Below are 21,039 nucleotides of genomic sequence, written 5' to 3' on the forward strand. Positions count from 1 at the left end.
GTCAAAAAAGCCTCGCCGGTGTTGCGAGGCTTTTTTTCATGGCTGCAGGGGTTTACAGCAGCTCGGCGCGCAGCTGGTCGGCGCTCTTGGGCGACAGCAGGCCAGGGGCCACGTCAAACACGGTCTTGCAGCCATGTTGGCCGGCCTGGGCCAGGCGATGCACGGCGCGGGCATAGGCCACAAGCACGCTGGAAGTGAACTCGGGGTTGCTGTCCAGCTGCAGGCGGTATTCGATGACCTGCTTGTTCTCGGCACTGGTGTTGCCGCTACGGATCACAAAGCCGCCATGGGGCATGCGGGCATGGTCGCGAGCCAGTTCCTCGGCACTGATGAAGTGGACCGTGGTGTCGTACTGGTCGAAGTAGTGAGGCATCTCCACAATGGTCTTGCGCACGGCTTCGGCGTCGGCGCCATCCTTGAGCACCACATGGCATTCACGCTGATGCTTCTCGCGGGTGGACAGCTCGGGGCGCACGCCGGAGCGCACCTTGTTGACGGCCTCTTCCACAGGGATGGTGTACTGCACGCCGCCCGCCACGCCTTCCACACGGCGGATGGCGTCGGAATGCCCCTGGCTCAGGCCCTTGCCCCAGAAGGTGTAGGTAGCGCCGTCAGGCAGCAGGGCTTCGCCCAGCACACGGTTGATGGAGAACATGCCCGGGTCCCAGCCGGCCGAGATCAGGGCCGTGCACTGCCCCGCCTGAGCGGCCTTGTCCACATTGGCAAAGTGTTCGGGGATGCGGGCATGGGTGTCAAAGCTGTCGACCAGATTGAAATGGGCCGCCAGCTCGGGCGCCTGCCTGGGCAAATCGTCCTTGGAGCCGCCGCAGAGAATCAGCACATCGACCTGACCTTTGTGCGACAGCAAAACATCCATGGAATGCACCGGCGTACCTGCATTCAGGGGCTGGAGTTGGGAAGGGTCGCGACGGGTGTAAATCCCCTTGAGCTGCATATCGGGGTTCTTGGCGACAGCAGCTTCCACGCCGCGGCCCAGATTGCCGTAACCGACGATAGCAACGCGGATAGGGGATGGGGTCAATGCCATGACGAGCAATTCCTTCAAACAAAACAAAACTTCAATTATTGTCCTTTGATGCACCAACTTGGGGCTGGAACTGCAGCAATCTCAGTCCGATGTGTGTGAACGCCCACGCCATGAATGCCGAAAGCCGTCGCCGACCAGCAGACCCACGGCGGCAAAGATCAGCGCATAGCTCAGTTGCTGCTGTGGATCCATGCTCTCGCCCAGCAGCCAGGCCACCACGACCAGCAGGACCGGCTCCACATAGGACAGCAGTCCGAACAGCCCCAGCGGCAGCCAGCGACTGGCAATCATGTACAGCGCCAGCGCCACGGCGCTGACGATGCCCAGCAAGGGCAGCAGGGCCCAAAGCGAGGGATTGCCCGCCAGCAGCGGCCAGCTGCCGGGCTCGCGCAGCGTGAAGCCGACGGCCACCGGCACCAGCAGGGCCATGTCGATCCAGTGGCCTGCCAGGGTATCGGTCTGCAGCCAGCGGCGCAGCGAGAAATACACCGTGTAGCCCAGCGCCACCACCCAGGTCTCCCAGGACATGCCGCCCGCCTGCCAGAACTCATGTGCCACGCCCGCAGCCGCCACCAGCGTGGCCAGGCCCTGGCCGAGTGTCAGGCGCTCGGCAAACAGCACACGCCCGGCCACGACCATCACCAGCGGCAGCAGAAAATAGCCCAGCGACACCGGCAACGCGCGCCCGTTCATCGGTGCCCACATGAAGATCCACAGCTGCACGCCCAGCAATGCCGAACTCAGCACCAGCAGCAGTCCAAACCGGGGCTGGGCCAGGGCCCGCACCAGCAAGGCGCGTACCGCCGCCACCTCCTTGAGAGCGAACAGCAGGGCCGTGGTGAAGGGCAGCGTCACCAGCACGCGCCAGCCAAAGATCTGCTCGCCATCGAGCGGGGCGAGAAAAGGCGAGAGGTAATACAACGAAGCGAACAGCACGGACGCGAGGACCGAAACCACCACGCCCTTGAACATCACAGACACAAGATCAAGCCTCCAAATGGCTGCCGGCATTAATCCATCATGCGCGGCAACTGTCCCCCAAAAAAAGAGCCTGCATCGAGCGGCCCGCACCGATTCTCGGCCACGGCGCGGCCTGCCGGCAGGCAGGCCCTGGTCAGCAAAGCTTTGCACTGTGCGCTAGAGTGCGGCTCGCCCTGTATTTGCGGCTCGCCCTGTATTGCCTGTTCTCCTCATGCCCGACACCGCCCCGCCCGCCTGCTCTGCCAATCCCCTTTTGCATATCCTCTGGCAGGACGAGCACCTGGTCGCCGTCTACAAACCCGCCGGCTGGCTGGTGCATCGCACAGGGTTGGATGCGCACGAGACGCGCTTTGTCATGCAGACGCTGCGCGACCAGCTGGGTCGCCATGTCTGGCCCGTGCACCGGCTGGACAAGGGCACTTGCGGGGTGCTGCTCATGGCACTGAACAAGCAAGCGGCCCAGGCCCTGGCGGCGAGCTTTGCAGCCCATGAAACCCGCAAGGAATATCGGGCCCTGGTGCGTGGCTGGTTGCCCGAAGCGGTGGAAGTCGATCACCCCCTCAAGCCCGACGATGCGCCCGAGGATGCCCCGGTGCAGGAGGCGCACACGCGCTTGCGCTGCCTGGCACGCCTGTCCTGGCCCGAAAGCTATGACGGCAGGCACCCCGAGACCCGCATCAGCCTGGTCGAAGCCCTGCCCACCACGGGCCGCAGACACCAGATCCGCCGCCACCTCAAGCATGTGGCCCACCCCATCATCGGCGACGCCACCCACGGCAAAGGTCCGCTGAACCGCTGGTGGGCCGAGCGCCTGGGTCAGCAGCGGCTGTGGCTGCATGCCAGGGCTCTGGAGATCGCTCACCCCGTGAGCGGCCAGCCACTGCGCTTCGAGGCCGACTGGTCCGCCCTGCCCCAGGTACAGGAAGCACGGGACTGGCAAACGCTGCTGGCCCTGCCGGGCTGGCAGTCCACTCCATGAAAATAGCTGAAAGCCCCGGTATATAAAGCGCTGACAGCTATTGTTTTTGCAATTACGCAGACTTGGGCGTGGCGCGAACCCACTTGCCCTCTTCGTCGAACTGCAGGCTGGGTGCGGCCAGGAAATCGTACTGCGCTTCGGGGTCGGCCTTGAGCTCGCCCTGCAGCAACTCCACCAGACGCTCGTTGCCCATCTTGAAGCCACAGGCCTGGGCGTGACCGCCGCCTCCAAAGCTCTCGGCCAGAGGAATGCAGTTGAACTCCGAGCGCGAGCGCAGGCCCACCTTGGTGCCCTTGTGATTGGCATGCCACATCAGGGCAAAGCTGCCGCTCTGGCGTGCCAGCAAATCACCCACCTGGCTGTGGAACATGCCCGGGCAGTTGACCATCAGGCCCTGCCTGCCGTTGAAGACCAGCACCTGGGCGCCGTCGGCAATATCGGCACAAAGCTTCTGGAATTTCTCGTCCATGGCGCCGCCACGGGCCATGTAGACGGATTCCTGCTCGGGCGTGAAAGCCGCAATCTCGGCCCAGCGCTCAAAGCTGCGCACGGGCTCCATATCCAGAGCCGCGAGAAACGCCGCGCTTTCGGGGAACTCCCATTTCCAGATATCGCGGTCCTCGATGTAGCGAATCAGGCCGGGCACGGGCTTGTCGGCCTGGAAAAACTCCCAGGCCAGACGCGCGCCGGACTTGCTCATATCGAAATGCACCACGCCGCATTGGCATTGGTAGCCGCTGAGTTTCTCGGCCGCGCTCTTGTGATGGTCCAGCACCACGAGCTTGGCCACGCGCGACTCGATCTCGGCCATCAGCGTGGGCTCGAAGGCAAAGTCCAGCACATAGACGGCGCGACCGGCCAGCTCGCCCAGGTCCTCGGCCGTCTGAATCTCGCCGTGATCCAGACCGCGAAACTCGGCCTGACCTTCATAGAACAGCCAGGCCGCCAGCGCCGCGCCGAAGCCGTCAGGGCAGCGACGGCCATGGTAGAGGATGAGGGGGTTGGGATCGTTGCGATCGGGGCGCACCAGCAACTGCTGGAACAGGGAAATTTTGGCGTTCTGTGCGGTCATAACCCGGTATTTTCGCCGTTTGCGCCGGAACGAGACGACGCGCGGGGCATTGTGGGTTCACGGCTGGCTGCATCAGGCGGGTGCTTCGCCCTGCCAGGCACCGCCAGCAGGGCTTATCCCCGGCCGCCTGCAAGAGGCCTCACGCCTGGTAAGTCACCGCTTGCTTTTTCCTCGGTTAGCACAAGCGCTGAAATCCCTGATTTCGGTATCTACCTAAGCCCCCACTCTTCGCATACGCCTATGATGGGGGTCTTGCTATTGAAATGCTGCGGTCACCGGCAGGCCCGCAACGCTTGCCTGCCACGACAGTTACAGCGCTGGGTGCTCCGCGGCCCCTGTATGCGATCTACACCCGATATCACTCCTCACCTCGGTACGCTGCTCAGCTTTCGCCGCGACCTGCACGCCAATCCTGAGCTCAAATACGAAGAGCACCGCACCGGCGACAAGATCGCCGCGTACCTCACCGCCCTGGGCCTTACGGCGCACCGCGGTCTGGGCCAGACTGGCATTGTCGCCAGCATCTACGGCAAGGGCCGCAGCAAGGACAACCCCGGCCGCAGCATCGGCATCCGCGCCGACATGGATGCCCTGCCCGTCACGGAAATCAATACCTTCGGCCACATCAGCCAGAACAAGGGCCGCATGCATGCCTGCGGCCACGACGGCCACACCACCATGCTGCTGGGCGCTGCCACCACCCTGGCCCAGCACCCCGACTTCGACGGCACCGTACACCTGATCTTCCAGCCCGCAGAAGAAGGCGGCGCCGGAGCCAAGGCCATGATGGACGACGGCCTGTTCGACAAATTCCCCTGCGAAGCCGTGTTTGCGCTGCACAACTGGCCGTCGCTGCCGGCAGGTCAAATGGCGGTGCGCGTTGGCCCCATCATGGCTTCCACCCTGCGCTTTCAGATCAAGGTGCATGGCAAGGGCGGGCACGCGGCCATGCCGCACACCACGCTGGACCCGATTCCCGTGGCCTGCGCCATCGTGACGCAGCTGCAGACCCTGGTCTCGCGCAGCACCGATCCGCTGGACTCGGCCGTGCTCACTGTGGGCAAGATCACCAGCGGCACCGTGGAAAACATCATTCCCGATGACGCCATCATCGCCGGCACCGTGCGCACCCTGAAGAAGGAAACGCGCGAGATGTTTGTTGAAGGCCTCAAGCGCATCAGCAGCCATGTGGCTGCCGCCCATCTGTGCACGGCCGAGTTCACGCTGCGCCCCGGCGCCTACCCCAACACCACCAACCACGCCCGCGAAGCCAAGTTCATGGCTGCCGTGATGCGTGAAGTGGTCGGTGATGACAACACCTTTGACGATGTGCTGCCTGCCATGACCTCCGAAGACTTCGGCTTCATGCTGGAGGCCGTCCCCGGCGCCTATGGCTGGATTGGCAATGCCAAGGGCGACCAGCCCGGCGTGAGCCTGCACAATCCGGCCTACGACTTCAACGATGACAACATCGGTCGCGGCTCCAGGTTCTGGGATCTGCTGGCACGTCGCTACTTTGAGCAGCCTGCCGCCTGACGAAAGCCAAAAACTACGCTATTCATAGCTGATGGCCCTCAACCAGCAATGGTTGCGGGCTTTTTCATGTCTTGGCGGCATCGGGCTCGCCCAATACCTCGACCAGCCAACGCTGCTGCGGCATGGGCATGCCGAGCAGCATGCCCTGCAGCACGATATCCGGGTTCCACTGCGTCAACTGCAGCGCCTGCTCGGACAGCTCCACGCCTTCGGCCACCACGCGCAGTTGCAGGCGGCGCGCCACCAGCAACATGGCCTCCACCAGAGCCGCATCTTTTTCGGAACGATGACTGCCGCTGACAAAGCTTCTGTCGATCTTGAGTTCCTGAATCGGCAGGTGCTGCAAGCTGTACATGCTGGAATAGCCGGTCCCGAAGTCATCGAGAGAGATCTCTATGCCCAGGCCGCGCAGTGCCAGCATGCGCCGACGTGCCTGATCCAGATCCCGTAGCAAGGTGCCTTCGGTGATCTCCAGTGTCAGCTGGCGCGGATTGGCACCGGTTTCCCTCAAGACCTTGTCCAGCGTGGCCATGAAGTCGTCATGCGCAAATTGCTGGGCGCTGACGTTGACCGACAGACGCAGTCCGCGCTCTGCCATGGCCGGTCTGGCCAAAAGCATGCAGGCCTGACGCAGCACCCAATCGCCCAGACGCACAATGAGCTCGGACTCCTCGGCCACCGGAATGAACTCTCCCGGGCTGACCAGCCCCCATTCGGGGTGCTGCCATCGCACCAGTGCCTCGGCCCCCACACAGCGACCGCGCGCATCGGTCTGGCTCTGCAGATACAGACGCAGCTCCCCGTCGGAGATGCCATGGTACAAATCCCTGGCAATGCGCACGCGCCGATACACATCCTGGGCCATGCGCGGCTCGAACAGCACCACACTGCCCGGACCGCCCAGCTTGGCCTCATGCAAGGCCACGCTGGCAAAGCGCAGCACGTCATGGCTGTTGCCGCCTCTGATGGCCGGCTCCAGCACCGCGCCACCGATGCAGCAGCTGACAAACTCGGTTTCCACCCAGCTGTTGAGGGAAAACGGCTTTTGCAAGGCCTTCTTCAAGGTCTGCGCGTACTGCTGCAGCTGCTCCTCCACGCCCTGGACATGCTTGTGCAGGCTATCGAAGACGATGGCAAACTCCGCAGCCGCGATACGCGCAATCCAGGCATCGTCAGGCAGCACCTCGACCAGTCTGGCCCCCATGGCCTGCACCAACTCGTCGCTGTGCTGCATGCCATGCACATCGTTGAAGACGGAAAAGCGATCTACATCCAGCAGCAGCAAGCCATGGCTGGCATCCTGCCGAACCAGGGCCAGTTCGCGCAGATGCAAGGTCAGCGAATGGCGGTTGGGCAGCCCTGTGAGTGAGTCCAGGTAGACCAGGTCGTGGATACGGCGCTCGGCCAGAACGCGCTCGGAGAGATCGCGCTTGAGCTCCACATAATTGACGACCTCTCCCTGAGGCGTGCGAATCGGCGTCACCAGCACCGACTCCCGCAAGGCCTCACCCTTGCTCGTGCGATTGGTCATCTCGCCACGCCATAGCATTCCCTTGGCCAGTTGCTTGAGCGCGCGCTGGCGATGACTGCGGTCCATGCCCATGGTGGATACCAGCTCGGTAGACTGGCCGAGCACCTGCTCACGCGCATAGCCCGAGCGCAGCAAAAAGGCCTCGTTGACATAGATGACCTTCAGCTCGGGATCGGTGATGACGATGCTCTCGGGGTTCTGCTCGACCGCCCGATAGAACTTGCGCAACTCGTTCTGGCTGGCCTCCAGTGCGGCCAGCATCTCCTGGCTTTTCTGCACGCGCCGCCCCAGGCTGGCTCTTGCCTGCAAGCAAATGATGAGCACCAGCATCATCATGCCCAGCGAATGCATCATCGCCAGCGTTTGTTCGGCTGCCGATAGAGCCGCAAATGGCGTGCCGATATGCGGCGCCAGCCACCATAGAGCGGCAATGACGATGGAGGACAGCACCAGCATCGTCAGGGCGGCACGCGTGCCCTGCACCCAGAGCGCAACCGCCAACCAGGCAGGAAATGCCATCACGGCCGGCCCATAGAGCCCTCCCAGGTGCCAGACCCAGAGCAAGCTCAACAGCCAGTTGCCCCAGACAAAGCAGGACACGGCCCAGACCCACTGCCTGGCCTTGGCCAGGCCCATGCACAGCAGCGACAGCAGCATGACGCCGCCGGACAGCGCCAGATCCCTGTCGTCCATCGCCGGCGTCAGCAACCAGACCAGACTCATCGCTGCGCCCAGGATCCACATCCAGAGACAGCCCAGCCACACCATGCGACGCATGGGCAACCGATATCTGGCCTCGACGAAATGACGCTGCATGCAAGCCCTTTGGCATTCAGACCGAATGATGAATGCTAGGGGCAGTTGCCAATTAGTTCAATCGTCCGGCCAGCCAGGTCTTGAAAGTCCAGATGCGCGGCCTGCACGGCTTGAGCGCATGCCAGCCCTGGCTGCATCGGGCTTGTCGCCAGCAGCCTAACGCTGCTGCTGGCGCCGCGCGCTTCGGCGCGCTTTGGTCTGGGCGTCCTTCCTGGCCTGGCGCTCCGCATCCTTTTGCTGGCCCTCGGCAAGCCAGGCCTCGAATTCGGCCGGCGTCTCCAGCGTGATGCGGCCTATGCTCACATCACGGAAGTCGGTCAGCACCAGCTCGGCCGCCTTTTGCAGGTTCACGCGGCCGCCGCTCATCACGGCACCACGCTTTTTGCCGATCATTGTCAGCAGTTCGTCATCGTGCAGCGCCGCAATTTCTTCAGCCGAAATGCCCAGCTTGTAGCGCGCCTCCAGCATCGGGGCATAGTGTTTTTGCAGATACAGCAGCAGCTCCAGCGCCACCAGGTCTTCGTCGTAGGCATTGCGCCCCACGGCACCGCTGGCCGCCAGGTTGTAGCCGCTTTTCTCCACGATGATGCGCGGCCACAGCATGCCGGGCGTGTCCCAGAGATAGAAGTCGTCGGCCAGCACGATGCGCTGCTCCAGCTTGGTCACACCAGCCTCATTACCGGTCTTGGCCTGGGTCTTGCCGCTCATGGAGTTGATCAGCGTGGACTTGCCCACATTGGGCACGCCGCAGATCAGCACGCGCATGGGCTTGGCCAGACCGCCGCGCGAGGGCGCCAGCAGCTTGCACTGCTCAATCAGGCGCTTGGTGGGAGCTGGCTCCGAGGCATCCAGCGCAATGGCGCGCGTCTCGCTCTGGGCGTTGTACCAGTCCATCCAGGCCTTGGTCTGCACCGGATCGGCCATATCCTGCTTGTTGAGTATCTTCAGGCGCGGCTTGTGGCCCGTCATCTCCTGCAGCAAGGGGTTGGCACTGGAGCCAGGCAAGCGCGCATCCAGAACCTCGATGACCACATCGATTTCCTTGACGCGCTCCGTGATGGCCTGACGCGTCAGATGCATGTGACCGGGAAACCATTGGATGGCCATAAGCGGAGATCTTTCTTTTTTGCAGGGTGTGAGCACGCAATGGGCGCAAACACCCTTTTATGTCAGTGAATTCAGGCGCGCAAGGATAATCTCCCTCTGCTTTTCTGACCTGCCCGCTCGCTTATGCCCTTGCCCCCTGCCCCCCAAAAGTCCAAAGCCCGCAACGAAATTCTGATCAAAGGCCTGACGATTGCACTGATCGGCATCATCATCTTGCTGGCCCCTGTGTTCAAGCCTGAAAGCGGAATTGCCCAGCTGTTTGCCCAGTCCCATATCGTGGGCTGGTTTGCCCTGGTTCTGGGTCTGGCCTTCATCGCCCAGTTTCTCTGGGTTCGCTTCAAGAAATGAGCGACACAGCCGTGCTGCAGCCGCTGACCCAGGCGCGCAGCCAGATTGCGCTATGGCAGCAGCGCGCCACAGCAGCGGCGGTGAAGCTGCGCCAGCCCCCGCCCGAGCCCACGAGTTGCTGCGGGCGCGGCTGCAACGGCTGCGTCTGGGAAGGTTATTACGGCGCGCTGACTTTCTGGCTGGAGGATGCGGCCCAAGTCCTGACCGAGGCCTGACCGAGGCCTGATCGAGACCGGAAACCCGCTACTCGGGATTTATGCCATTTCGGCTTCCAGCGCAGCCAGGCGAGGCACATGGACTTCTTTTTCCATGACATCTACCTCGATATCGGCGATCTCGCTATCGAGCGCTTGATAGTCGATACGGAAGCGTCCCGCCCCTGCCTCCAGCCTTTGCGCCTGATGAAATAGCTCGCGCGCTGCTGCACTGGATTCGGCCACCAGCCCCGCGTTCTGGCTGGTCATATGGTCCAGTGCCTGCACCGCCTCGCTGATCTGGGCGATACCCTGGTTCTGCGCCTGGGCAGCCTCGGTGATCGACGCGATCAGACCGCTGACCGTGCGCACATCGCGCACGATATGCTCCATGCGCTGGCCGGCCTGCAGCGCCAATGTCTGTCCCGACTTCATCTGCTTGGTGGAATGCTCCATGAGATGGCGGATCTGCTTGGCCGCTTCGGCGCTGCGCTGGGCCAGCTCGCGCACCTCGGCCGCCACCACGGCAAAGCCACGGCCCTGAGTGCCTGCCCGTGCCGCTTCCACGGCGGCATTCAGCGCCAGGATATTGGTCTGGAAGGCAATGCCGTCAATCACCCCCACAATGGCCGCCACCTGCTGGCTGCTTTGCGCCATGTGTTCCATATTGCGAACCACCTCCTGCACCACGCTGCCGCCGCTGGCCGCCGCCTCGGCGGCGCTGCGCGCGCTCTGGTCGGCATGGCGCGCACTGTCGGTCGAATGTGTGACCAGGGTGACCATGTTTTCTATGCTGCTGACCGTGGCCTTGAGCTGCTCTGCCGCATGGGCCGTGCGATCGGAGAGATCGCTGTTGTCCTGCGCCATCTGGCTGGATGCGGCGGCCACGGCCTCCACTCCGCCCTGCACCTCACCCACCAGGCCGCGCAGCTGGCGCGTCATCAGCGCCAGCGACTGCATGAGCCGACCGAGCTCGTCGCTGCGCCCCGTCGCCGGCGGTGCATAGCTGAGATCGCCCGCCGCAATGGTCTGCGCCAGCTGCACGGCCTCGCTCAAGGGCGTGGTGATGGAGCGAATCGTCGCCAGCGACAGCAATGCCCCCACCAGACCCATGAACAGGCCCACACCCATGGCCATGCGCTTGGCGATGGCGGTTTGCTCGCGGCCATGCTGCTCGGCGTCCAGGCGCTGCTGCTGCTGGGCCTCGATAAAGGCATCCTGCGCCTGAACATAGCGCCTGGAAGCAGGGATCAGTTGCTCGTCCACCAGCTTCTGCGCCTCCCAGGCCTTGCCCAGATCACGCGCCTGATAGGCCTGCTCGTAGATATTGAGCACTGCCTTGCGCTCCTGCTCCACCCTGGCCAGGCCGCTGCGATCGACTTCGCTCTGCGCATCGGCCTGCACCTGTTGCTGCAGACCACCGGCCTGTTGCATCAGCCCACGCGCTTTCTGCGAGAGCTGAGCAATCAGATGCTCTTCCGAAGAGAGCACGCTGGCCAGCGCAGCCTCCACGCTCTGCAGCGTCAGCGCCTGCCAGCGCAGCGCAAGATTGATGCGCTTGTCCGTGGCCTGAACAGCAGCGCTGACCCGCTGCTCCACATTCTGCAAATAGCTGAACAAGCCGCCTGCCACCAGCACATTGCACAGCAACAGCCCCAGGAACAAGGCCCACATCTTGCGAGCCACCGAAAGGTTCTGGAATTTCTTCAACAACATGAGCACACCGCCGATCAAGCGCGGAGCGCAGTGCTCCGCTGGCCGTTACGATATGAAACACAGATGACAAGGCAATGACATCGCGACCTGCTCAAAAAGAAAAGCGCTTGCAGCCCAAGAACTGCAAGCGCTTTTTGCTATCGAATTCAGAGAATCAGCGCAGGCTGGCCGGATCCATATAGCGCTGGCGCCACTCTTCGAACGTCATGGTGTCGGCTGCCTCGATGGCTTGCTGCGCGGTCACCGACTCCTGGCTCATCTGCTCGTAGCGCGCCTGCTGCTCGGCCGTCCAGGGCATGGCCAGCAAGGCATCGCGGGCCTTGGCGGACTGCATGGTCATGAAGTCTATGAAACGGTTGTCATAGGCGCCGGTGAGCTCCTTGAGCACATGGGCCGAAGGCGTGGACTGCGCATCCTGCACGCGGGCCAGAGCCTGATCCAGCGCAGCGCTGTAGTCGCTTGTGCCATGAGCAGCGTCCAGAGCCTGGGCATAGGGGCGGCATTGCTCGAGCACATCCTGCGCCCAGTCGGTCAGCAGCACCTGCTGGCCGTTGCGCACCAGCTTCAGGCCCGGCTCGCGGCCCTGTTCTGCGGCCAGATGCTGGTTGTGCTTGAGGTCGGCAATTTCCTGGGGCGTGTCATCGGGGCTGTCGCTGTGCAGGCAGTGCAGCAGAAAGACGTCGATCATGCGCATGGTGGCCGGGGCAATGCCCACGGTTTCATAGGGATCGATGTCCATGAGCCGCACTTCCACATACTCCACACCGCGCTCGCGCAGCGCGTGAAGCGGGCGCTCGCCGCTCTTGACGGTGCGCTTGGGGCGGATGGTGCCGTAGAACTCGTTCTCGATCTGCAGCAGGCCCGTGCCCAGCTGGTTGTAGTCGCCACCGGGGTTCCTCACGCCCAGTTGCTCGTAGGCCGGGTAAGGACGGGTCAGCGCCTCATGCAGCGAGTCCGCATAGCCGTCGAGCCCGTTGTAGCTGACATTGATGCTGGACTGTGCATCGCTCTGATAGCCCAGGCGTCCCATGCGCAGCGATGTGGCATAGGGCAGGTACAGCGCATGCCTGCCGTCGCCCAGCGGTTGCAGGCGATGCTCACGCCCTTGCACAAAGCAGGGACACAGCGCGGGAGAGGCGCCATACAGATACAGCAGCACAAAGGCGTTGCGGCGGAAGTTACGGATCAGCGCAAAGTACTGGTCACTGCTCACTCCGGGCAGCGACCAGTTGTAATGAATCCCCGAGATGGTCTGCATGCGGCGGCCATAGCGGTGGCCCAGACCCATGCGGTACACACTCTTGGAACGGCCCGAGTGCGAGCTGCCATAGCGGCCCAGCGGAATCGTCTCGTCCGTGGGCAGGCGGCAGGGCATGCTGGAGTTCCACATCAGCTCGCCGCTTTCGCTGAGGTTGCGCAGCACGAACTGATGGACTTCGGTCAGCTCGTCCAGGCACTCCTCCACCCCCAGGCGCGCGCCGGTGATGAGTTCCAGCTGGGACTCGCTGTAATCGGTGGTGATGTGCGGGTGCGTGAGAGCCGAGCCCAGTTCTGCCGGGTGCGGCGTCAGGGCCAGCGAGCCTGTAGCCAATGCCCGCAGCCCCTCTTTCTCGATGCCGCGACGAATGCCCAGCAGCCTTTCGGCGGTGGGCATATTCACGGCGGCCTGCGATGTCTTCATTGTTCTTACCTTCTTAGTGAAGACGCTGACGACAAACTTCGTCTGCCCAATCGCGCCCAGACGGCGAATGATAGAGAAACAAGACGCAACGCGATGGCGGCTGGCCGCTTAACCACGTTTTTCGGCCTGTTGAGCTGCCAAGAGCCTGGGCCTCTACCAGAAATTTGTCAGGTTAACAGCAATCAAAGCATGAGCACATGCTCACTCCAGAACAGAAAAAGCCCTCGCGAGAGGGCTTTTTTCAGCTGTGCTAATCGCCACCGCCAGCAGCTCTTGCCGCTCGTACAGGGCAAAAAATGTGGCGACTTTGGCCTTGATCAATGTCCATGCGCTTTCATGGCCTTGCCCACTTCCACCTGTCCCTGGACGGCGCCGCTGGCCGGCACCTGCTGGCCCTCGCTGGCCGTGACTTCGGCCAGGCGCGCGGCCAGCTCTTCGGGGACGGTCTCGCCCATGCCCAGATAGATACCCTCGGTCATGGTGATGTGCGCCGCCTCGAAACCGCCGGCGCCGGCGCAGACAATGGTGCGCGTGGGCGCGCTCTCGTGCGCCAGCACCAGCATGGCTGGCACCACGGCCTCCGGCTTCAGGGCTTCCAGCACCGGCTCGGGCAGCAGGCCCGCTGTCATGCGTGTGGCCGCCGTGGGGGCCAGCGCGTTGACACGGATATTGTGTTTGGCCCCTTCGATGGCCAGCGTCTGCATCAGGCCCACCTGGGCCAGCTTTGCTGCGCCATAGTTGGCCTGGCCGAAATTGCCATAGAGGCCCGTGGACGAGGTCGTCATCACGATGCGGCCATAGTTCTGCTCCTGCATATAGGGCCAGACGGCCTTGCAGCAATTGGCCGCGCCCATCAGGTGCACATCGACGACCAGGCGGAAGTCCGCCATGTCCATCTTGGCAAAGCTCTTGTCGCGCAGAATGCCGGCGTTGTTGACCAGAATGTCCACGCGTCCCCAGGCCGTGATGGCCTGCTTGACCATGGCCTGCACGGCCTCGAAGTCGGTCACGGAGGCCGCGTTGGCAATCGCCTCGCCGCCCGCCGCACGGATTTCATCCACCACCTGTTGCGCCGCCGTGGCCGAGCCGCCCGAGCCGTCCACCGCGCCGCCCAGATCGTTGACCACCACCTTGGCGCCGCGCCTGGCCAGCGCCAGTGCATGCAGACGCCCCAGTCCACCGCCCGCCCCCGTCACGATGGCCACACGACCTTGAAAATCCATTGCCATGATGTCCTGCTCCTTGCTTGTGCATTGATGCAGCCACTTTAAGCGCCCATGCTGCAGCGCAACGTAGCGTTTGCGACTGCCTGCGGGTAAGTCAGGACAACGCTATTAATATGGAAGCTTTCATCGCAAGTAATAACTTGATTTCAATAAGAAAACTATTCAAGTTTCAATATTAACAAACGCTATAAGCTATTTTTTTAATAGCAAACATCGGTCATCCACAAGCATCAGGCTTTTCCCCAATTTTGCTCAACAAGCCTGTGGACAAGCCTGAATAGCTTTTGCAGCAATGGCTCAAGCTACTGATTTATCGAGAATTTTTCAAAATGCCTATTTTTTGATCAGATCCCTTCCGACAGCCAGCCACTTATCCCGTCCTACGCTGGACATCCTTGTGAACAACTGCACCCGCACCATGAATAAGTCAGGCAAGTCGTTGATTTCAAACAGCTCATTCCCCAGCGCTGAAAAAACAGGCAACCCGCACCGGACCCACGGCCTTGGCAAACCGGCTACAACAACGGGTTTTGCAAAGAATCACCACAGCGCCTCATGTCCAACGACTCCGCATTTGCCCCTCCCTTCTTCATCGCCAAGTGTGAGCCCAGCGGCCAGCAGGTCGATGCCTGGGCCGACCAGTCGCTGCTGGACTCGCTGGAGAGCGGCGGCGTGAACTGGCCCAGCTCCTGCCGCAACGGCACCTGCCGCACCTGCATGGGACAGCTGGTATCGGGCAGCGTGCACTACGACATCGAGTGGCCGGGCGTGACGAGCGAGGAACAGGCCGAAGGCTATGTGCTGCCCTGCTGCGCCTACCCCGACAGCGATGTGGTGCTCAAGGATCATGAGTATCTGTAAGCCACTCTGAGCCGCCTTGCCGCTTCCCCCAAGGGGGACGGCATCATTGCTCGGGCAGCCCATGCTGCGGGGCGGCGGGGCCGCCTAGGCCCTTGCTTGTTGATGCCCCATATTTGAAATCCGTCCAATTTCTGTACCGGATCATGGTTTCAGGGCAGTTCGGGGTCAAAGCTCACGCTGCCATAGCATGGCAGCGCAACAGCCCTCGCCCGTGCGGCTCTTGCTCAATGCCGCGCATCGGAACTGCGTCCGGTTCTTGCACTGCATCATGGTTTCAGGGTCGGCTCGCGCGCTCAAAGCCCGCTCTGCAATAGAATGAGCGCTTTCCGCAAGGCCCTGCCCTGCAGAAAGCGGCTCCGCCCAGGCGGCCCCCGCCTCACACGTTCTTTGGAAGTCCTGCCTGCGCCCCTGGCGGCGTCGGCAATGCCTCACTGGTGCGTGTCATGCGCCAGCCGCCGACTGCAGTGCATCGCCTCCAGTTCACGTCCAAGAAGGCATTCCATGAACAGCTCCCTCCAACCCGTGCCCATCTCGCCCGTCGAAGAAATCGTGGCGGAAATGCGTGCCGGCCGCATGGTCGTTCTCGTTGACGAAGAGGACCGCGAGAACGAAGGCGATCTGGTTCTGGCATCCGACCATGTCACAGCGGAGGCCATCAACTTCATGGCCCGCTTCGGCCGTGGCCTGATCTGTCTGACGCTGACGCGCGAGCGCTGCGAATTCCTCAAGCTGCCTCCCATGGCCGCGCGCAACGGCACCGTGTACAGCACGGCCTTCACGATCTCCATCGAAGCCGCCGAAGGCGTGACCACCGGCATCTCGGCTGCCGACCGCGCGCGCACCATCCAGGTGGCCGTGAACAAGAACAGCCAGCCCAGCGATCTGGTGCAGCCCGGCCATATCTTCCCGCTGCAGGCCGTGGACGGCGGTGTGCTCATGCGCGCCGGTCATACCGAGGCCGGTTGCGATCTGGCCGCGCTGGCAGGCTGCACGCCCTCGGCCGTGATCTGCGAGATCATGAAGGACGACGGCACCATGGCCCGCCTGCCCGATCTGCAACTGTTCTGCGCCGAGCATGGCATCAAGATCGGCACGATTGCCGACCTCATCGAATACCGCAGCCGCAACGAATCGCTGCTGCAGAAAGTGGGCAGCCGCCCCATGCAGACGGTCCATGGCGAATTCATCGCCCATGCCTTCCGCGACGTGCCCAGCGGCTCCGTGCATCTGGCACTGGTCAAGGGTGAATGGCAGCCCGACACCACCGTGCCCGTGCGCGTGCATGAGCCACTGTCGGTGCTCGATGCGCTCGAAATCGGCCGCAACCAGCATTCCTGGTGCCTGGACGAGAGCCTCAGGTACATCAACGGCAATGGCCAGGGCGTGGCTGTGCTGCTCAACTGCAGCGAGTCCGGCGAGCAGTTGCTGACCCAATTCGAAGGCAAGGCCCGTTCGGCCCAGGCGCCCGAGCGCGGCCGCATGGATCTGCGCACCTATGGCGTGGGCGCGCAAATCCTGCGCGAGCTGGGCGTGAGCAAGATGCACCTCATGGGCCAACCCCGCCGCATGCCCAGCATGGCAGGCTACGGCCTGGAAATCACGGGTTACATCCCCAAAGAATAAGAGACGGAACACCAGATGCAAAACGCAGAAAAAGGCCAAGGCCAGAACCTCAACGGCGCCGAGCTGAAGATCGGCATCGTGCAGGCACGCTTCAACGAAAGCATTACCAACACCCTGTTTGCCTCCTGCCGCGACGAGCTGCTGGCACTGGGTGTGAAGAGCGAGAACATCGACCATGTCACAGTCCCCGGCGCACTCGAAGTGCCCGTGGCGCTGCAGACACTGGCCGACACCGATCAGTACGACGCCCTGGTGGCGCTGGGCTGCATCATCCGTGGGGAGACATACCACTTCGAGCTGGTAGCCAACGAATCGGGCGCGGGCGTGACACGTCTGAGCCTGGACTACCGACTGCCGATCGCCAACGCGATCATCACCACTGAAAACATGGAGCAAGCCATTGCCCGCCAGGTCGAGAAGGGCCGCGACGCAGCCCGCGTCGCCGTGGAAATGGCCAACCTGCTCAACTCCTACGACGATCATGAGTGAAGAACAATCCAGCGAGTCCGGCTCGCGCCGTACTCCCCAGAAGCGCACCGGCCTGACCAGCACCGGCGCACGCAAGGCGGGCTCCAAATCCAATCGCAGCCGCGCACGCGAGTTCGCACTGCAAGGCCTGTACCAGCACATCGTGGGCCGCAATGAGGTGCTCGACATCGACCGCTTCACGCGCGATCTGGCCGGCTTTCACAAGGCCGACGTGGTGCACTACGATGCACTGCTGCGCGGCTGCGTGGAAAACGAAGCTGCACTGGATGCACTGATCACGCCCAAGCTCGATCGCGGCCTGACCGAGATCTCGCCCATCGAACATGCCTGCATGTGGATTGGCGTCTACGAGTTCCAGAACTGCCCCGACGTGCCCTGGCGCGTGGTGCTCAACGAGTGCATCGAGCTGGCCAAGGAATTTGGCGGCACCGACGGTCACAAGTATGTCAACGCCGTGCTCAACGGACTGGCTCCCGAGATGCGCAGCGCCGAAGTGGCGCATGACCGCGCCAACAAGTCTGCCAGCTGAACCGCTTGAGCTGCAGCGCCGTGCCTGCGCGGCCCTGCTGGCGCCACATGCATAGTCAATGCAAATACTGCAACAGGGCCGCAGGTGCTATCGTGCACCGGCTGGCTGGTTGCAGTTTTTTTATGGGCGCAAGGCTGCTGCACCGGCTGCATCCACCGGCACCAGGCTGCACCCGAACGCTGATTGATTGAAAGAATAACGTCGTCCATGTCCGCCATCGAGCTTTCCCGCCGCGCCCAACGCATCGAGCCTTTTTACGTCATGGAAATGGCCAAGCACGCGCAGGAAGTGGCCCGCCAGTCCAGCGCCAGCGGCACGCCCATGATCTATCTGAACATCGGCGAGCCGGACTTCAGCGCCCCGCCCCTGGTGCAGGAAGCCGCAGAACGCGCGATTCGCGCAGGCCGCACGCAATACACCCAGGCACCGGGCCTGCCCGAGCTGCGCGAGCGCATCAGCGCCTGGTACGCCAGCCGCTTCGGCGTGGACGTGCCGGCGCGCCGCATCATCGTCACGGCCGGCGCCTCGGCCGCGCTGCAGCTGGCCTGCCTGGCACTGATCGACGACGGCGACGAGGTGCTGATGCCCGACCCCAGCTACCCCTGCAACCGGCACTTTGTCTCGGCGGCCGAGGGCAAGCCGGTGCTCATCCCCTCCTCGGCGGCAGAGCGCTTTCAACTCAGCGCTGCCAAGGTCGAAGCGGCCTGGGGCGAGCGCACGCGCGGCGTGATGCTGGCCTCGCCCTCCAACCCCACGGGCACCTCGATTGCGCCCGACGAGCTGCGTCGCATTCACGAAGTCGTGCGCGCCAAAGGCGGGCTGACCATCGTCGACGAAATCTATCTGGGCCTGTCGCATGACGAAGCCTTCGGCCAATCGGCCCTGAAGCTGGGCGACGACATCATCTCCATCAACAGCTTCAGCAAATACTTCAATATGACGGGCTGGCGCCTGGGCTGGATGGTGGTGCCCGAATCGCTGGTCGCGCCCATCGAGATGCTGGCCCAGCATCTGTTCATCTGCGCCAGCACCGTGTCGCAATATGCGGCCCTGGCCTGCTTCGAGCCCGAAAGCATTGCCGAATACGAACGCCGCCGCGCCGAGTTCAAGGCGCGCCGCGACTATTTCATCCCGGCTCTCGAATCGATCGGCCTGCCCGTGCCCGTCAAGCCCGACGGCGCCTTCTACGCCTGGGCCGACTGCCGCGCTGCCGCCGAAAAGCTCGGGGTCAAGGGCAGCTGGGACTTTGCCTATGCGCTGATGAACCAGGCACACCTGGCCATCACCCCCGGCCGCGACTTTGGTCAGGCCGAGACGGCGAACTATGTGCGCTTTTCCACCGCCAGCTCCATGGAGCAGCTGCAAGAAGCGATTGCACGTCTGAAGAAGCTTCTTGCCTAAAACAGTGATGACACAGAGCACGCAGGAATCCCTGGCACCGGAAACTGACGCCCCCCAAGCCCGTGATGCCAAGCAAGAGCCGCCTCGCAGCATGGGCTGCCCCAGCGAAGGCATCGTCCCCCTTGGGGGGTGCCCTGCGAGGGAAAGCAACGCAGTTGCTCAGGGGAGATTCGCTTTCCCGATGCGCGTCTACTGGGAAGACACCGACACGGGCGGCGTCGTGTTCTATGCCAACTATCTGAAGTTCTTCGAGCGTGCCCGCACCGAGTGGTTGCGCTCGCTGGGCATCGCCCAGCAAAAGCTGCGGGAACAAACCGGCGGCATCTTTGTCGTAACGTCTGCGCAGCTTGAATATCTGCACCCGGCCCGACTCGATGACCAACTCTTTGTTACCGCTAGCTTGAAAAGTGCCGGCCGCGCTTCGCTCACAATCGAGCAGCAGGCGCTGCTGGTCCACTCCAACAGTCAAGCCCAAGAGCCCACGCCACTGTGCACGGGCTCCATCCGAATTGGATGGGTGGATGGCACAACCATGCGCCCCGCGAGAATTCCGAACCATATCCTGGAGCAACTTTCATGAACTCCCAAGACATGTCCATCCTCAGCCTCATCATGCAGGCCAGCTGGGTGGTGCAACTGGTCATGCTGATCCTGGTGATCGCATCCATAGCGAGCTGGGCCACCATTTTCCGCAAGGCCCAGACCTTGAAGCGCGTGCGCTCGCTCAACGACAACTTCGAGCAGGACTTCTGGTCGGGCACCAGTCTCAACGACCTCTACGCCTCTGCCGCGCAGAACGCCAAGACCGGCGGCCCCATGGAGCGCATCTTTGCCAGTGGCATGCGCGAGTACCAGAAGCTGCGCGAGCGCCGCATCGGCGATGTCGCCACGCTGATGGACGGCACGCGCCGAGCCATGCGCGCGAGCTTTCAGCGCGAACTCGACGAGATCGAATCCGGCCTGTCCTTTCTCGGCACCGTGGCCTCGGTCTCGCCCTACGTCGGCCTGTTCGGCACCGTGTGGGGCGTGATGCACGCCTTCACCGGCTTTGCCAACATGGAGCAGATCACGCTGGCCACCGTGGCCCCCGGCATTGCCGAAGCCCTGGTCGCCACCGCCATGGGTCTGTTTGCGGCCATCCCCGCCGTGACGGCCTATAACCGCTACGCCCACCACATCGACCGCATCGCCAGCCAGGAGGAGACCTTCATCGAGGAGTTCTCCAATATCTTGCAGCGCAATGTCGGCTCCACCGCCAGCGGCTCCGCCTCCGGCCATTGAGATGAAACTGTTCCCGAGTCGCTTCAGGCCTCTGGCCTTGACAGGGCACAAGGCCCGCGGGCCTTTGCACTGCGCCTCTGGATTGAAACTTGCACAAGCAGGACGGCTGCGCGCCAAGCAGCCTATTTGTAAGGAGTGTGATCCATGCCAGCCATGAGTTCACGCGGTCGCAATCGCCGCACCGTCAACGAAATCAATATGGTGCCCTTCATCGACGTGATGCTGGTGCTGCTCATCATCTTCATGGTGACGGCCCCCATGCTCACGCCCGGCTCCATCAACGTCCCCAGCGCAGGCAAGTCCTCGCGCCCACCGACCAAGAACATTGCCTATGTGCTGCTCGACAAGGATGGCAGCATCCAGTTCAAGAACGGCAGCAACACCCAGACCATCAAGCTCGACGACCTCAAGGGTCTGGCCCAGTCCTGGCAGCAAGGCCAGGGCGAGGACAGCGCCATCCAGATCATCGCCGACAAGGGTCTGCCTTTTGACGACGTCATGAAGGCGCACACCACGCTGTCCAAGGCTGGCGTCAAGCGCATAGCCTTCGGCGTCGTTTCCTCTTCCAGCAATTGACCCCCTACATGAAGCTCTGCCGCCAGCCGCGACTTTGATGTCTT

At 62.9% G+C, this 21,039-nt stretch carries 20 protein-coding genes; 12 read left to right on the plus strand and 8 right to left on the minus strand.

Annotated elements, in window-relative coordinates:
* Window positions 1–52: 52 nt before the first annotated feature.
* Window positions 53–1,048, minus strand: a complete 996-nt coding sequence (locus P353_RS26830; RefSeq protein WP_034376614.1) for a diaminopimelate dehydrogenase — start codon at window positions 1,046–1,048, stop codon at window positions 53–55.
* Window positions 1,049–1,129: 81 nt separating this feature from the next.
* Window positions 1,130–2,020: an EamA family transporter RarD gene (gene rarD / locus P353_RS26835; RefSeq protein ID WP_034376445.1), complete on the minus strand. Its 891-nt coding sequence runs from the start codon at window positions 2,018–2,020 to the stop codon at window positions 1,130–1,132.
* Between the two features lie 220 nt (window positions 2,021–2,240).
* Between rarD and P353_RS26840 the strand changes: the two genes are divergently transcribed.
* Complete coding sequence (locus tag P353_RS26840; protein ID WP_034376448.1) at window positions 2,241–3,008, plus strand: pseudouridine synthase; 768 nt, start codon at window positions 2,241–2,243, stop codon at window positions 3,006–3,008.
* A 52-nt stretch (window positions 3,009–3,060) separates the two neighbouring features.
* Here the strand turns inward: P353_RS26840 and P353_RS26845 are convergent, their stop codons facing one another.
* A complete protein-coding gene (locus tag P353_RS26845; protein WP_034376451.1) occupies window positions 3,061–4,080 on the minus strand; it encodes a DHH family phosphoesterase in 1,020 nt (339 codons plus the stop codon).
* Between the two features lie 339 nt (window positions 4,081–4,419).
* On the opposite strand from P353_RS26845, the gene P353_RS26850 reads away from it, so the two are divergent.
* Complete coding sequence (locus P353_RS26850; protein ID WP_034376453.1) at window positions 4,420–5,616, plus strand: M20 aminoacylase family protein; 1,197 nt, start codon at window positions 4,420–4,422, stop codon at window positions 5,614–5,616.
* Between the two features lie 64 nt (window positions 5,617–5,680).
* On the opposite strand, the gene P353_RS26855 is transcribed toward P353_RS26850, so the two are convergent.
* Both P353_RS26855 and ylqF read right to left on the minus strand, forming a co-directional pair.
* Window positions 5,681–7,963, minus strand: a complete 2,283-nt coding sequence (locus P353_RS26855; protein ID WP_034376455.1) for a putative bifunctional diguanylate cyclase/phosphodiesterase — start codon at window positions 7,961–7,963, stop codon at window positions 5,681–5,683.
* 156 nt (window positions 7,964–8,119) lie between these two features.
* Window positions 8,120–9,070: a ribosome biogenesis GTPase YlqF gene (gene ylqF, locus P353_RS26860; protein WP_034376457.1), complete on the minus strand. Its 951-nt coding sequence runs from the start codon at window positions 9,068–9,070 to the stop codon at window positions 8,120–8,122.
* 123 nt (window positions 9,071–9,193) lie between these two features.
* Here ylqF and P353_RS26865 point away from each other — a divergent pair, with 123 nt between their 5' ends.
* Complete coding sequence (locus P353_RS26865) at window positions 9,194–9,418, plus strand: hypothetical protein (RefSeq protein ID WP_034376458.1); 225 nt, start codon at window positions 9,194–9,196, stop codon at window positions 9,416–9,418.
* Window positions 9,415–9,633, plus strand: coding sequence for an oxidoreductase-like domain-containing protein (locus P353_RS26870; protein ID WP_034376460.1), 219 nt, complete (start codon window positions 9,415–9,417; stop codon window positions 9,631–9,633). Before P353_RS26865 ends, P353_RS26870 begins: the two co-directional genes overlap by 4 nt.
* Before the next feature lie 39 nt (window positions 9,634–9,672).
* On the opposite strand, the gene P353_RS26875 is transcribed toward P353_RS26870, so the two are convergent.
* From P353_RS26875 to P353_RS26885, 3 genes are all read right to left on the minus strand, one after another.
* The gene (locus P353_RS26875; RefSeq protein ID WP_034376615.1) at window positions 9,673–11,328 is read right to left on the minus strand and encodes a methyl-accepting chemotaxis protein; all 1,656 of its coding nucleotides are present in this window, start codon (window positions 11,326–11,328) and stop codon (window positions 9,673–9,675) included.
* 154 nt (window positions 11,329–11,482) lie between these two features.
* Window positions 11,483–13,009 carry a glutamate--cysteine ligase gene (gene gshA / locus P353_RS26880; RefSeq protein WP_034376461.1) on the minus strand — a complete coding sequence of 509 codons (1,527 nt, stop codon included), beginning with the start codon at window positions 13,007–13,009 and terminating at the stop codon, window positions 11,483–11,485.
* Between the two features lie 317 nt (window positions 13,010–13,326).
* Window positions 13,327–14,238 (minus strand): SDR family NAD(P)-dependent oxidoreductase, encoded by a 912-nt coding sequence (locus P353_RS26885; RefSeq protein WP_034376464.1) that lies wholly within the window; start codon window positions 14,236–14,238, stop codon window positions 13,327–13,329.
* 552 nt (window positions 14,239–14,790) lie between these two features.
* Here P353_RS26885 and P353_RS26890 point away from each other — a divergent pair.
* The 8 genes from P353_RS26890 to P353_RS26925 all read left to right on the plus strand — a co-directional run bounded on the left by P353_RS26890 (window position 14,791) and on the right by P353_RS26925 (window position 20,995).
* A complete protein-coding gene (locus P353_RS26890) occupies window positions 14,791–15,096 on the plus strand; it encodes a 2Fe-2S iron-sulfur cluster-binding protein (RefSeq protein ID WP_003077671.1) in 306 nt (101 codons plus the stop codon).
* Window positions 15,097–15,597: 501 nt separating this feature from the next.
* The gene (ribBA, locus tag P353_RS26895) at window positions 15,598–16,719 is read left to right on the plus strand and encodes a bifunctional 3,4-dihydroxy-2-butanone-4-phosphate synthase/GTP cyclohydrolase II (RefSeq protein ID WP_034376465.1); all 1,122 of its coding nucleotides are present in this window, start codon (window positions 15,598–15,600) and stop codon (window positions 16,717–16,719) included.
* Between the two features lie 15 nt (window positions 16,720–16,734).
* Complete coding sequence (gene ribH, locus P353_RS26900) at window positions 16,735–17,208, plus strand: 6,7-dimethyl-8-ribityllumazine synthase (protein ID WP_034376468.1); 474 nt, start codon at window positions 16,735–16,737, stop codon at window positions 17,206–17,208.
* The gene (gene nusB / locus P353_RS26905; protein ID WP_034376471.1) at window positions 17,201–17,737 is read left to right on the plus strand and encodes a transcription antitermination factor NusB; all 537 of its coding nucleotides are present in this window, start codon (window positions 17,201–17,203) and stop codon (window positions 17,735–17,737) included. Before ribH ends, nusB begins: the two co-directional genes overlap by 8 nt.
* 207 nt (window positions 17,738–17,944) lie before the next feature.
* Window positions 17,945–19,138, plus strand: coding sequence for a pyridoxal phosphate-dependent aminotransferase (locus tag P353_RS26910; protein ID WP_198529174.1), 1,194 nt, complete (start codon window positions 17,945–17,947; stop codon window positions 19,136–19,138).
* A gap of 181 nt (window positions 19,139–19,319) precedes the next feature.
* Window positions 19,320–19,718 carry a tol-pal system-associated acyl-CoA thioesterase gene (gene ybgC / locus P353_RS26915; RefSeq protein WP_034376618.1) on the plus strand — a complete coding sequence of 133 codons (399 nt, stop codon included), beginning with the start codon at window positions 19,320–19,322 and terminating at the stop codon, window positions 19,716–19,718.
* The gene (gene tolQ, locus P353_RS26920; RefSeq protein ID WP_003077681.1) at window positions 19,715–20,419 is read left to right on the plus strand and encodes a protein TolQ; all 705 of its coding nucleotides are present in this window, start codon (window positions 19,715–19,717) and stop codon (window positions 20,417–20,419) included. Before ybgC ends, tolQ begins: the two co-directional genes overlap by 4 nt.
* Window positions 20,420–20,563: 144 nt before the next feature.
* Window positions 20,564–20,995: a biopolymer transporter ExbD gene (locus P353_RS26925; RefSeq protein ID WP_012839211.1), complete on the plus strand. Its 432-nt coding sequence runs from the start codon at window positions 20,564–20,566 to the stop codon at window positions 20,993–20,995.
* Window positions 20,996–21,039: the final 44 nt, after the last annotated feature.

The organism is Comamonas testosteroni, assembly GCF_000761245.1.
In the GTDB taxonomy this organism is placed as follows: domain Bacteria; phylum Pseudomonadota; class Gammaproteobacteria; order Burkholderiales; family Burkholderiaceae_C; genus Comamonas; species Comamonas testosteroni_C.